The 14783-nt window shown below is 63.1% G+C and carries 3 protein-coding genes (1 of these 3 running past the window's edge); all 3 read right to left on the minus strand.

The window, feature by feature from the left end; all coding sequences use genetic code 11:
* Positions 1 to 1348, minus strand: the beginning of a protein-coding gene (locus tag AC07VO_RS10525) for a non-ribosomal peptide synthetase (protein WP_086945108.1). 12179 nt of this gene lie to the left of the window's left edge; only the first 1348 of its 13527 coding nucleotides appear in the window; its start codon is at positions 1346 to 1348; its stop codon lies beyond the left edge, outside the window.
* Positions 1348 to 13719 (minus strand): non-ribosomal peptide synthetase, encoded by a 12372-nt coding sequence (locus AC07VO_RS10530; protein WP_086945109.1) that lies wholly within the window; start codon positions 13717 to 13719, stop codon positions 1348 to 1350. The genes AC07VO_RS10525 and AC07VO_RS10530 overlap by 1 nt, the downstream gene beginning before the upstream one ends.
* A 319-nt stretch (positions 13720 to 14038) precedes the next feature.
* Entirely contained in the window at positions 14039 to 14776 is a 738-nt protein-coding gene (locus AC07VO_RS10535; protein ID WP_086945110.1) for a thioesterase II family protein, read from the minus strand.
* Positions 14777 to 14783: the final 7 nt, after the last annotated feature.

The following is a 14783-nucleotide window of genomic DNA, read 5'->3' on the forward strand; positions in this document are numbered from 1 at the left end:
GCTGTGCGCCGAGGCCCTCGGGGCCGTCGAAGGTTTCCAGGGTCAGGTCGAATTGCGCGGTGCGCGAGGGCTGATGCAAGTGGCGGATCGTCAGCGCCGACTCGCCCGTGCCCTGGCGGCTTTGGCTGGCGCCGGTGCTCTGGTGGTTGTACATGACCTGGAACAGCGGGCTGTAGCTCAGGCTGCGTTCCGGCTGCAAGGCCTCGACCAATTGCTCGAAAGGCAGGTCCTGATGCGCCTGGGCGGCCATCGCGGTCTGTTTGACCTGGGCCAGCAGCGTGCTGAACGTGGCCTGAGCGTCGAACTCGGTCTTGAGCACCTGGGTGTTGACGAAGAAGCCGATCAGCCGCTCGGTCTCGACCCGGTTGCGATTAGCGGTGGGCACGCCGACGCGAATCTCGGCCTGGCCACTGTAGCGATGCAACAAGGTCTGGAACGACGCCAGCAACAGCATGAACAGGGTGACATTTTCACTTTTGGCCAAGGCCCTCAGGCGCTCACCCAGTGTCGGCGGCAATGCCAGTTCATGACGAGCACCACGCAGGCTCTGCACCGCCGGACGCGGGTAATCGGTGGGCAACTCCAGCACCGGATGTTCGCTGCCCAAGTGCGCCTGCCAATACTCCAGCTGCCGCTCGCGCTCCCCGGCTTCCATCCAGTGCCGTTGCCAGATGCCATAGTCGGCGTACTGGATCGACAGCGCCGGCAAAGCGAGTTCCTGGCCCTGGCGGTAAGCGCCGTACAGTTGCAGCAGTTCATCGACCATGACCCGCATCGACGCGCCATCCGAGGCGATGTGGTGCTGGGTCAGGGTCAGCACGTGCGCCTGCGCACCAAGGCGCAGCAGGCTGACGCGCAACAGCGGCCCGTTGACCAAGTCGAACGGCTGCCCGGCCTGTTCGGCGACGAACGCTTGAATCTGCGCTTCTGGCGACAGGGCATCGGGGCGTTCATCCAGTTCATGCACGGCGACGGTCAGGTTCATGTGCGGATGAATCACTTGCACCGCTTGCTCATCCTGCTGCCGGAACGTGGTGCGCAGGCTTTGATGACGGGCAATCAGCGCGTTGAAACCCCGCTCGAGTGCCGCGATGTCGAGTTCGCCCTGCAACTGCATGGCACTGGGGATGTTGTAGGCGGCGCTGTCGGGGTCCATCTGCCAGAGAAACCACTGGCGTTCCTGGGCAAAGGACAGCGGCACCGGATCGAACTGCGACTGGGTTTCGGGAATCGGCAGGTTCGCCGGCGAAACACCCTCCTCGAGCATCTTCTGCAGATAGACCCTGCGCTTGTCGAGCGGCAAAGTAATGAAGCGCCGGGCGATCTTCAAAGCGACATTGGTATCCATCAAGCTTCCTCCATTTCATCAAGCAGGGCGTCCAGCTTGCTCAGTTTCAACGTATCGACCTGCTCACCTGCGGTTGCCAGACGGCTGACGAAATCCGTGAGTACGGGGTGTTGAAAAATCAGTTGTGGGGTCAGTTTCAGGCCCAGTTCCAGTTGCAGGCGTGAAACCACATTGACGGCCAGCAACGAGTGGCCGCCCAGTTCGAAAAAGTGATCCAGCAGGCCGACACGTTCGACTTGCAGTACGTGCTGCCAGATCGCCGCGACCTGCTGCTCGCGCTCGCTCTGCGGGGCGACATAACGCCCCTGCAAATGACCGCCCTCCACCGTCGGCAACGCCTTGCGGTCGAGTTTGCCGTTGGGCGTCAGCGGCAATTGTTCGAGGAACAGCAGGTGCGCCGGGACCATGAATTCCGGCAAAGACTCCCTGAGCCGTGCCTTGAGTTCATCGCGCAGGGACTGCTGATCATCGAGCTCCAGTGGTGAAGCGACCACGTAGGCCACCAGTTGCTGATTGCCCAGGGTTTCCTGCGCCAGCACCGCCACTTCGCGAACCGCTGGCTGCTCCAGCAGGCGCGCTTCGATTTCACCCAGTTCAATGCGGAAGCCGCGGATCTTCACTTGATGATCGATTCGGCCTCGGTACTCGAGCACACCATCGGCCTGATAGCGGGTCAGGTCACCGGTGCGATACAGACGCTCGCCGTTGCTGGCAAACGGGTTCGGCACGTACTTCTCGGCGGTCATGCCCGGCCGGCCCAGGTAACCCCGGGTGATACCGGCACCGGCCAGGTACAACTCGGCCGATACGCCCTGCGGCACCGGGTGCAGATCGGCATCGAGCAAATAGCTGGCGGTGTGTTTGAGCGGGCGACCAATGTTGGCGCTGCCGCCCGACTGGCGGCGAGTCCAGGTGGAATAGGTGGTGTCTTCCGACGGGCCATAAAGATCGTAGACATGCTCAACGGTCGGCTGCCCATAAAGCGCGTCGACCAGCGACTGCTTCAACGGCTCACCGGCGAGGTTGATGATGCGCACGCTCGGCGGGATCTGCCCGGCACTGTGCAGCGCATTGATCGCCGACGGTACGGTGTTGATCAGGCGAACCTGATCGCGGGCCGGCAATTGCGGTAACTCCAGCGCGTTGCGGGCGATGATCAGCGAGCCGCCGTTGGCCAGGGTGACAAACAGCTCCCACACCGACAGGTCGAAACACACCGAGGTCGAGGCCAGCACACCCTGAATGTCGTCGCGGCTGTACACCGATTGCGACCAGTCGATCAGCGCCAGCACGTTGCGATGGGCGATGGCCACGCCTTTGGGCTTGCCGGTGGAGCCGGAGGTGTAGATCACATAAGCGAGGTTATCCGGCGTGACGCGAGTGACCGGAGCGCTGCTTGGGTAAGCGGCCAGCCATGGCTCGGCGCTGTCCATCAACAACACTTGTGTCTCGGCAGCGATGCTCAATGTTGCCGCAACAGCCTGCTCGGTCAGCAGCACCAACGCGCGGCTGTCGTCGAGCATGTAGGCCACGCGGTCGGCCGGATAATCCGGGTCCAACGGCACATAGGCGCCGCCGGCCTTGAGCACCGCCAGCAGCGCCACCAGCAGACTGTCGGAACGCTGCATCGCCACGCCGACCCGCACTTCCGGACCCACGCCCAACTCGATCAGCTTGTGGGCCAGACGGTTGGCCCGGGCGTCGAGCTCGGCGTAAGTCAGTTGCTTGGCCGCGAAGGTCACCGCCAGCGCATCCGGTTGGGCGGCGACTTGACGGTCGATCAATTGATGGACGCACAGATCATCGGCGAAACCTTCGTCAGCAGGGTTCCAATCCAGCAACACTTGCTGCTGTTCGCTCTCATCCAACAGCACCAGCTCGCCGAGGCAGCGTTCACCTGCGTCGATCATCTGGCTCAACAGGTGCTGCAAATGAACCGCCAGTCGCGTCACTGTCGCTGGAGCAAAACTGCCGCGTTGATAGCTGAAGTGCAGCGACAGTTGCGTGTCGAGGCTCACCAGCAGGGTCAGCGGATAGTTGGTTTGCTCCTGACTGGCCACCGGACCAAAACGCAGCCCTTGCGGGGCGCCCTGCTCCAGGGCCTGGGCAATCGGGTAGTTCTCGAACACCAGAATGTTGTCGAACAGCGCTTCACCGCCCTGCCCGGCCCAGCGCTGGATATCGAACAGCGCGGTGTGTTCGAACTCGCGCAAGGCCAGGTTTTGCGCCTGCACCGCTTGCAGCCAACCAGTAAGCGATTGCTCGGCCCGTGGGCTGGCGATCACCGGCAAGGTGTTGATGAACAGCCCGATCTGCTGCTCGACACCCGGCAAGTCCGCCGGACGACCAGCGACCGTCGCGCCGAAGGCCACGGTGTTCTTACCGGTGTAGCGTTGCAACAGCAGCAACCAGGCCGCCTGCACCAGCGTGTTGACCGTGACTTTCGCGGCCCGGGCGAACTCGCCCAGACGCAGGGTTTGATCGGCCTCCAGCACCTGGAAGTGATCGCCGTAACCTTGGGTTTCGGTAGACGCTTGCGGCATTGCGACGGTCTGGGCCAGGCGCGTCGGCTCTTCCAGCGCCAGCAGCGCCGGGGTCCAGAACGCTTCACTGGCAGCCGCGTCCTGGCGTTGCAACCAGGCGATGTAATCGCGGTAACGTCCGCTGTGAGCGGCGTTGAACTGGCCGCTGTAACGCTGCAGCACTTCGCCGAGCAACTGCGAGTTGCTCCAGCCGTCCATCAGGATGTGATGGTTGGTGTAGATCAGGTGATGACGGTGGTCGTCGATGCGCGCAATCACCAACCGCAACAAGGTCGGTGCGCTCAAGTTGAGGGCCTGGCGCTCCGTGTCGGCAAGCGTCTGCAAGGCCTGATCGCGCTGCGGATGGGCGCGTAAATCATGCAGGCTGTAAGGCATCTGCGCGTATTTGCTGACCACCTGCACCGGGTTTTCCAGTTCGCCCTGCCAGACAAAGCGCGTGCGCAGAATGTCGTGGGACTCCACCGCCGCTTGCCAGGCCTGATGGAAACGCTCGGGGTCGAGCCCGTCGACGTCCAGGCGAATCTGGTTGATGTAATCGCCGGTGGTTTCCTGGTACACGGCATGGAACAACATGCCCTGCTGCATCGGCGACAACGGATACAGGTCTTCGATCGACTGCGGCGCCAGCGGCAAACCGTCCAGTTGGGCCTGGCTCAAGCGCGCCAGCGGGAAGTCCGACGGAGTAACGCCGTGCTGCCCGGCCCGGCAGCAATGGGCGATCAGCGCTTGCAGTTCCTGGGCGTAATCGTCGGCCAGCGCCTGAATGGTCGACTCATTGAACCGTTCGCGGCTGAAGGTCCAGCCCAGGTTCAGTTCACCGCCATACACCTGACCATTGAGGGCCAACTGGTTGGCCAATGGCGCACGAGCATCCAGTTCATCACCGGCCGCGTCACTGCACGGAACGAACAAGGCGCCGTCGGCTTCGGTGAAGCTGCCGTCGAACTGGCCCAGGTAATTGAAGGTCAGGCACGGCACCGGCAATTGGCTGAGGATTTGACGTGCAGCGTCGTCACCCAGATGGGCCAGCGCACCAAAACCGAGACCCTTGTTCGGGATCGCGCGCAGCTGTTCCTTGATCTGTTTCAGCGAGCCACCGAGGTCAGCGACCGGCGTCAGTTTGGCCGGGTACAGGCTGGTGAACCAGCCGACGGTGCGGGTCAGGTCAACGCCGTCGAACAGCTCTTCACGGCCATGACCTTCGAGCTGGATCAACGCGCTGTCGGTCCCGGTCCAGCGCACCATGACGCGGGCCAGAGCGGTCAGCAGCAGGTCGTTGACCTGCGTGCGATACGCCGCCGGGGCGTCTTGCAGCAGTTGCCGGGTCATTTCCTTGTTCAGTTGCGTGCGCACCGTCAGTGCATGCTTGTTCTGTTGCCCGCCCTCGGGATTGTCCTCCGGCAACGCCACGTCGGCGCCGTGTAACTGCTGTTGCCACCAGGCCAGTTCGCTGCGCAGTTCAGCACTGCGGGCGTAGGTTTGCAGGTGCTCGGCCCAGACCTTGGCCGCACTGGTTTTGGCCGGCAATTGCAGGGGCTCGCCGCTCAACAGCTGACGGTAAGCGGTTTGCAGATCGTCAAACAGAATCCGCCACGACACGCCGTCCACCACCAGATGGTGGATCGCCAGCAACAGGCGCTGAGTGCCGTCATCGAGGTTCGCCAGCACCGCGCGCAGCAGCGGCCCGTGTTGCAGGTTCAAGCTGCGTTGCGCCTCATTGGCCACCGCTTCCAGTGCCGTGGCGTCGGCGACGTCAACCGCCCAGAGCAACGCCTCGGTCTGGCTGCCCGGCGCACGGTATTGCGCCTGCCAGCCCTCGGCCTGTTCGACGAAACTCAAGCGCAAGCCATCGTGGTGAGTAACCAGCGCACCAAACGCCTGCTCAAGCAGATTGGCATTCAGTATTTGCGTCGGCTTGAGCATCACCGCCTGGTTCCAGTGCTGACGCTCGGGGATGGTCTGTTCGAAGAACGCCTGCTGCACCGGCAATAACACCAGATCGCCTGTGACCGGCCCCTGATCGATGACCTGAGCCTGCTCACCCAACCGCGCCACCGTGGCCAGTGCCTGGATGGTCTGGTGCTGGAACAGGTCTTTTGGCGTGAAGCGGATGCCGGCCTGACGGGCGCGGCTGACCACTTGGATCGAGATGATCGAATCGCCGCCCAGTTCGAAGAAGTTGTCGCTCAAACCGACCTGATCGAGTTTCAGCACGTCCTGCCAGATCGTCGCCAGTTGCTGCTCCAGTACGCTTTGCGGCGCCACATAGGCTTGCTGCAATTGACTGACGTCCGGCTTGGGCAGGTTCTTGCGGTCGAGTTTGCCGTTCGGGGTCAGCGGCAGATGCTCAAGCAGCAGCAAATACGCCGGGACCATGTGCGCCGGCAGCGCGACTTTAAGTTGCTCGCGCAGGCTGTCAGCGAAATCGGCCCGTTCGGCATTGAACGCATCGGCGACCACATAAGCCACCAGGCGCTTGCCGCTGCCGGCGGTGCCTTCCTGGGCAACCACCACGGCTTCGCGCACACCTTCGAGGGCTTGCAGGCGCGCTTCGATTTCCCCCAGTTCGATGCGGAAACCGCGAATTTTCACCTGGTTGTCGATGCGATCCAGGTAATCGAACGTGCCATCGGCACGCTGCCGCACCAGGTCGCCGGTGCGGTACAGCAGGCCACCGACCGCGCTGAACGGATCGGCGACAAAGCGTTCCGCCGTCAGGCCGGGACGGTTCAGGTAACCCCGGGCCAGGCCGGTGCCGCCCAGGTACAGCTCACCGGCCATGCCTTGGGGCAGCAGGTTCAGGTCGGCGTCCAGCACGTAAGCGCTGCGGTCGCCGATGCGACTGCCGATCGGCGCGTAGGCCGCGCCGCACTGCACGTCGCGCCCGGCCTTCCAGATCAGCGGCGTGACCACGGTTTCGGTCGGGCCGTAGCCGTTGATGATGTAGTCCGGATCGAGCGCACGCTTGACCCGTTCGAAACTGGCGTTGGGCACGGCATCGCCGCCGAAGCAGTAGATCCGCACCTTCGGCGGGTGGCCTTCACGCTCGGCGTGTTCGGCCAGTTGTTGCAGGTAGACCGGCGGGAACGCCACCACCGTCACGCAGTGTTCGCGCATGGCGTTGTAGGTCTGTTCCGGGGTCCACAGGCTGTCGTCGCGAATCAGCAGCGAGGCACCGTGGGTCAGGCTGGTCAGCCAACGCTCGTGGGCGCCGTCGAAGGCGAAGGACATGAAGTGGAATTCGCAGTCGCTGTCACGCATTTCATAGCGTTCGCCAATGGCCTGGCAATGCATCGCCAGCGGGCCATGGGCGACGCTCACGCCTTTGGGGTTACCGGTGGAGCCGGAGGTGTAAATGACGTAAGCGAGGTTCTGCGGATCGAGCGGCACCTTGGGCGCGGTAAGGGATTGGCTGCGCAGATCGAGACGGTCGAGCTCCAGCACCGGGATCGCATCATCCACCGGCAACTGCGCAGAAACCGACGAATCGGTGATCAACAACGCCAGCCCCGAATCCTCGATCAGATAGGCCAGGCGTTCGCGCGGGTAGCTGGTGTCCAGCGGCACGTAGGCACCGCCGGCCTTGAGCACCGCCAGCAGCGCGACAATCACCCCTTCGCTGCGCGGCAAGGCCACGCCGACCCGGCTTTCCGGGCCGACACCCCGCGCGATCAGGGCGTGGGCCAACTGATTAGCGCGTTGGTCGATGTCGCCATAGCTGAACCGCTGACCGGCGAAAATCACCGCTGTGCGCTCGGGGCGTTGGGCGGCGAGTTCGGCGATGCGTTGGTGCACGGCGACATTCACCGGGTACGGCTGCGGCTGGTTATCGGCCTGTTGCTGCGCCCGTTCGGCGGCGCTGGCCAGGGCAATTTCACCAAGATTGCGTTCGGCCGACTCGGCGAACTGCTCCAGCAGTTGCAGCAGGTGCGCACAGATGCGTTCGATCGCGGACGTTGAGAAATGCGCCCGGTCGAAGCTGTAATGCAGGGCCAGGGTCTGGCCCAATGTCACGGCGACGCTCAACGGATAATGGGTTTGCTCAAGGTTGGCGACGTCGCCGAACACCACGCCTTGCTCCGCGCCCTGTTGCAGCGCCTGGGCAATCGGGTAGTTCTCGAACACCAGAATGTTGTCGAACAGCGCTTCGCCGCCCTGCCCGGCCCAGCGTTGAATGTCCGCCAGCGGCGTGTGCTCGAACTCGCGCAGGCTGAGGTTTTGCGCCTGTACCGCTTGCAACCAGTGGCCGACGCTTTGGTCCGGACGCGGCGTGCCGATCACCGGCAAGGTATTGATGAACAAGCCGACCGCTTGCTCGATGCCGGGCAAGTCTGCCGGACGCCCGGCCACCGTGGCGCCGAACGCCACGGTTTCATGTCCGGTGTAGCGTTGCAGCAACAGCAGCCACGCGGCTTGCACCAAGGTGTTGAGGGTGACTTTCTGTTGCCGGGCAAAAGTTTCAAGGTGTTGGGTGCGACTGATGTCCAGGGTCTGGAAATGATCGCCGTGCCCACTCAGGGTTTCATTGCCGGACAGCACCCGCGCCAGTCGGGTCGGCTCTTGCAAGGAGGCCAATGGCTCGCGCCAGAAGTCCTGGCTCAGTTGCGCATCCTGACGCTGCAACCAAGCGATGTAATCGCGATAGCGCCCGCCGGTGGCCATCGGTACGCGACCGCTGTAACGCTGCAAGACTTCGCCGAGCAACTGCGAGTTGCTCCAGCCGTCCATCAGGATGTGGTGATGGGTGTAAATCAGCTGCCAGCGATCGGCTGCGGTGTGCACCAGCACCAGTCGTAGCAACGGCGCCTGACTCAGGTCGAATCCTTGTTGGCGCTCGGCATTGGCCAGTTCATTCAAGGCCTGAAGCTGATCGTCACGCTCACGCCAGTCGAGCACTGTGAACGGCAACTGCACCTGCTTGTGGACGATCTGCACCGGTTGTTCCAGTTCGCCTTGCCAGACAAAACCTGTGCGCAAGATGTCCTGTGCATCGACCGTGGCCTGCCAAGCGGCGCGGAAACGCTCCGGCTCGAGGCCTTGCACCTCCACCCGCAGCTGATTGATGTATTCACCCGCCGCCTGCTCGTACAGGGTATGGAACAACAGCCCCTGCTGCATCGGCGACAGCGGATAGAGGTCGTCGAGTTGGCCGACGGCCACCGGCAATGCATCGAGTTGTGCCTGGGTGATGCGCGCCAGCGGGAAGTCCGATGGCGTGGCCTGTGGAGCATCGAGGGTGCAGCAATGCTCGATCAATGCGTTGAGTTCGACAGCGTATTGATCAACCAGCTGCTGGATGGTCGTGGTGTCGAACATCTCGCGGCTGAAGGCCCAGCTCATCGACAGCTCGCCGCCGTACACCTGGCCTTCGACCGTCAGCCAGTTGGCCAACGGCGCCGACGGATCCTGGGCCACACCGCTGCCTTCGCTGGACGGCACAAACAACGCCGCTTCGTCGAACTGACGGTCGAACTGCCCCAGGTAGTTGAAGGTGATGCGCGGTTGCGGCATGGCTGCCAGTGCGGCGCCAACCTGCGAGTCGCCCAGATAGCGCAGCACGCCGTAGCCCAGTCCTTTGTCCGGCACCGCGCGCAGTTGCTCCTTGACCGTTTTGATCGATGCGCCGAGGTCGCCGACCGGGCTCAGGTTGACCGGGAACAGACTGGTGAACCAGCCGACAGTGCGGGTCAAATCGATATCGTCGAACAGGTCTTCACGGCCGTGGCCTTCGAGCTGGATCAACGTGCTGCCCTGCCCGCTCCAGCGGCACACGGCCCGCACCAGCGCGGTCAGCAGCAAATCATTGACCTGAGTGCGATAAGCCGCCGGCGCCTGTTGCAGCAGTTTGCGGGTTTGTTCGGCATCGAAGGTCAGTTCGACTTTCTGCTCGAAACGGTTTTGCAGTGCACCGTCTGGGCGGTCGCACGGCAAGTCGGTTTGCGGCGCATCGCGCAGTTGCGCCTGCCAATAATCGACACTGTTGTGGAACGTTGGCAGGTGGCTTTGCAGACGCGCCACCCAGCGCTGGTATGAACTGGTTTTCGCCGCCGTTGTCAGCGTCGAGCCGTCGCGTGCCTGACGATAGAACTGCTGCAGATCTTCGAGCAATACCCGCCACGACACACCGTCCACCGCCAAGTGGTGAATCACCAGCAGCAGCCGCTGAGTGCCATCGGCCATCTGCACCGACAACGCTCGCAGCAACGGGCCGTTGCCCAGATCAAGACTGCGCTGGGCTTCGTCGCACAATGCATTCAGCTCTTCGAGCGATTGCGCCGAGCGTTGCCACAACACCGACTCAACAGACGCTGCGTCATAGGCCTGCTGCCAACCGGCGTCGGTCTGTTGATAACGCAGACGCAACCCATCGTGATGCTGGAGCAACTGCGCCAACGCCTGATCCAGCGCCCCGGCATCCAGCGCTTCGCGCGGCACCAGCACCAGCGACTGGTTCCAGTGATGACGCTCAGGGATGGCTTGCTCGAAGAACCAGTGCTGCACCGGCGCCAAGGCCACCGCGCCAACAGCCGGACCTTGATCGATCAGGTTCTGTTCGCCGCTGCGGGCCACTTGCGCCAGGCCGCGGATAGTCTGGTGCTGGAACAAGTCTTTGGGGCTCAACAGGATGCCCGCCTGGCGCGCGCGGCTGACCACTTGCATCGACACAATGGAGTCGCCGCCCAGCTCGAAGAAATTGTCTTCCAGGCCGACGTTGTCGATGGCCAGGATGTCTTGCCAGATCGCCGCCAGCGACTTTTCCAGCGCCGTGTGCGGCGCCACGTGTTCACGTTGTTGCTGGGAGCCGTCGACCGCAGGCAAGGCCTTGCGGTCGAGCTTGCCGTTGGGGGTCAACGGCAATTGTTCGAGGAACAGCAGATACGCCGGGACCATGTAGTCCGGCAAATGTCGGCGCAGCGCGGCTTTCAGGGCTTCGCGCAGGCTCGCTTGAGCATCGGCATCGTCCGCCAACACCGCGGCATCGGTCGGCACGATGTAGGCGACCAGTTGCTGACCGCTGGCGCCATCCTGGGCCAGCACCGCCAGTTCGCGGACCACGTCCTGCTGCAACAGGCGCGCTTCGATCTCACCCAGCTCGATGCGGAAACCACGAACCTTGACCTGATGGTCGATGCGACCGACGTATTGCAACGCGCCATCGACCTGATAACGGGTCAGGTCACCGGTGCGATACAGACGCTCGCCGTTGCTGGCAAACGGGTTCGGCACGTACTTCTCGGCGGTCATGCCCGGTCGCGCCAAGTAACCCCGGGTGATGCCCGCGCCGGCCAGGTACAGCTCAGCCGATACGCCCTGCGGCACCGGTTGCAGATCGGCGTCGAGCAAATAGCTGGCGGTGTGTTTGAGCGGGCGACCAATGTTCGCCGTGCCACCCGCTTCGCGACGGGTCCAGGTGGAATAGGTGGTGTCTTCCGACGGGCCATAAAGATCGTAGACATGCTCAACGGTCGGCTGCCCATAAAGCGCGTCGACCAGCGACTGCTTCAGCGGCTCACCGGCGAGGTTGATGATGCGCACGCTCGGCGGGATCTGCCCGGCACTGTGCAGCGCATTGATCGCCGACGGTACGGTGTTGATCAGGCGCACCTGATCGCGGGCCGGCAGTTGCGGCAACTCCAGGGCGTTGCGGGCGATGATCAGCGAGCCGCCGTTGGCCAGGGTGACAAACAACTCCCACACCGACAGGTCGAAACACACCGAAGTCGAGGCCAGTACCCCCTGAATATCGTCGCGGCTGTACACCGATTGCGACCAGTCGATCAGCGCCAGCACGTTGCGATGGGTGATGGCCACGCCTTTGGGCTTGCCGGTGGAGCCGGAGGTGTAGATCACATAAGCGAGGTTATCCGGCGTGACGCGAGTGACCGGAGCGCTGCTTGGGTAAGCGGCCAGCCATGGCTCGGCGCTGTCCATCAACAACACTTGTGTCTCGGCAGCGATGCTCAATGTTGCCGCAACGGCCTGCTCGGTCAGCAGCACCAATGCACGGCTGTCTTCGAGCATGTAGGCCACGCGGTCGGCCGGGTAATCCGGGTCCAGCGGCACGTAGGCGCCGCCGGCCTTGAGCACCGCCAGCAGAGCTACCAGCAGGCTGTCGGAACGCTGCATCGCCACGCCGACCCGCACTTCCGGACCCACGCCCAACTCGATCAGCTTGTGGGCGAGTTGGTTGGCGCGGCTGTCGAGTTCGGCGTAAGTCAGTTGTTTGGCCGCGAAGGTCGCCGCCAGCGCATCCGGTTGGGCGGCGACCTGGCGGTCGATCAATTGATGGATGCACAGATCATCGGCGAAACCTTCGTCAGCGCGATTCCAGTCATGGACGATGCGTTGGTATTCCTCGGCTTCAAGCAACGGCAAATCGCTGATGCGCTGCTGGCTGTCGTTGACCATGCCGTGCAGCAAATGGGTCCAGTGCCGCGCCATGCGCTCGATGGTCGGCGCATCGAACAGGTCATTGGCGTAGGTCAGCGCGGCGTGCAGTGTGCCGGCCTTTTCATAGGTGTCCAGGGTCAGGTCGAACTGGGTGGTGCGCCCTTCCCATTCGATCACGCCCAGCTCCAGGCCTGAGGCGGTGGTCACCGTGGAAATGTCCGCCACCTGCGGCTGATGGTTGTACATCACCTGGAACAACGGCGTGTGGCTGAGGCTGCGTTCCAGCTTCAATGCTTCCACCAGCCGCTCGAATGGCAAGTCCTGATGGGCCTGGGCGCCGAGGGCGGTTTCCTTGATGTCACTGAGCAAATCCGCCACGCGGGTCTGGCCGTCGAGCCGGGTGCGCAGCACTTGGGTGTTGACGAAGAAACCGATCAGGCCTTCGATTTCGCCGCGATTGCGGTTGGCGATCGGCACGCCGACGCGGATGTCGGTCTGCCCGGTGTAACGGTGCAGCAACGCGTTGAACGCACCAAGCAACAGCATGAACAAGGTGATGTTGTGCTTCTGCGCGGTGGCTCGCAGTTGCTCGGCCAATGGGCCGTCGACGCCGAACTCATAACGCGTGCCGCGATAGCTGGGCATCGCCGGGCGCGGGTGATCGGTGGGCAGCTCCAGCACCGGATGCTCGAAGCCCAATTGGGCTTGCCAGTATTCCAGCTGCCGCGCCTGCTCGCCGGCCTCCAGCCAGCGGCGTTGCCACAAGGCGTAGTCGCTGTATTGAATCGGCAACGGCGCGAGCTGCGGTTGCGCGCCGGCATCATGGGCGTCGTAGCAGCGGATGAACTCGTCGATCAACACGTTCATCGACCAGCCATCAGAAACGATGTGGTGCAGGGTCAGCAGCAGCACGTGCTCCTGCTCGGCGAGCTTGAGCAGCTTGACCCGCAGCAGCGGCCCGACGGCCAAATCGAACGGCAGCAACGATTGCTGCTGGGCGGCCTCGGCCACGGCCTGTTCGCGCTCAAGGGTTGGCAGCGCGCTGAAATCAATTTGCTCGATCACCAACGGCGCACTGGCAGGTGCCTGTTGCAGGGACTCGTCGGCCTGGCGCTGGAACACCGTGCGCAGGGTTTCATGACGCGCCACCAGGCTGGCGAACGCTTGCTCCAGGGCCGGCAGGTTCAGTTGCCCAGTCAGGCGCACTGCGCCCGGCAAGTTGTAGGCGCCGCTGTGCGGGTCCAGTTGCCAGAGAAACCACATGCGCTGCTGGGCGTAGGACAGCGCTTGCCGGTCCTCGGACTCGACCCCTTGCGGAATCGGAAAACGGGCGAAGTCCACGCCCTCCTTGTGCAAGGCCGCAAGGAACATCTGGCGCTTTTCCAGGGGCAACCCGATAAACCGGCGAGCAAGTTTCAAGGAGTCTTCAGCATTCATTTCTTAGCATCCGGATCAGTAGGCAGGAAGCACAAAGGCACGTCGTCCCTATGAAACGAATGCAGACCGGAAAAATTAGCGTTTGAGAACAAGTATCAGGAAGGGAGGTCGAAGCGGCTGGAATCGGCGGTGCGGCGAAGAAATGACGGCCGAACACAGACCTGTGGCGAGGGAGCTTGCTCCCGCTCGGCTGCGCAGCAATCGTAAACCGGCGAATGTGGTATTCCTGACACAGCGAGGTCGCAGGTTTTAGGGTTGCTTTGCAACCAAGCGGGAGCAAGCTCCCTCGCCACAGAGATCACCAAACTGAAGCATCGTGTTAACCGACAGCCGCCAAGGCATGCCGCCGATGGTGAACCTCCAGCTGATCCTTGATCACCCGCAGCACCTTGGCTTCGTGCTCATGAATGAAGAAGTGCCCACCGGCCAGCATGTCCACCGAAAAGCTGCCGAGGGTTTCCCTGCTCCAGCCGATCAACTGTTCGGTGGTGGCCTTGTCGGCCTTACCACCCAGCACATGCACCGGGCACTTGAGCAATGGCCGCTGCACCGGCTGAAAACGCCCACACAATAGAAAATCCGCACGCAGAATCGGCAGTGTCAGGCTCATCAGCTCTTCATTGGCCAGCACCGCTTCGCTGGTGCCATTGAGCGTGCGTAGCTGCTCGATCAACTGCGCATCGGTTTTGGGCTCGGCAAAGCCGCGATCGTAGTCGGCGCGCATCGTTGGCGCCGCCGTCCCCGAGGCAAACAGCGCCACCGGTTCCGGACAACCCAGCGCACGAAAGGCGTGGGCCAGCTCACACGCGAGCAAGGCGCCCAGGCTATGGCCAAACAGCGCATAGGGCGCCTTGAGCGTCGAACGCAACTCCCTGGCCAATTGCATCGCCAGCGCGCGCATGTCGGTGTGCAGCGGTTCGCCAAACCGTGCGCCCCGCCCCGGCAGCTCCACCGGTTGCAACTGCAGCCACTGCGGCAACTTGCGTCGCCAACGGCTGTAGACCATGGCACTGGCGCCAGAATACGGCAGGCACAGCAGGGTCAGCTTGGTCACCACGTTTACC

This window comes from Pseudomonas sp. GW821-FHT03E01 (assembly GCF_059420765.1).

Excerpts from the sequence above, each read along its gene's own strand:
- AC07VO_RS10530 (WP_086945109.1), bottom strand. The coding sequence starts at position 13,719 with ATGAATGCTGAAGACTCCTTGAAACTTGCTCGCCGGTTTATCGGGTTG.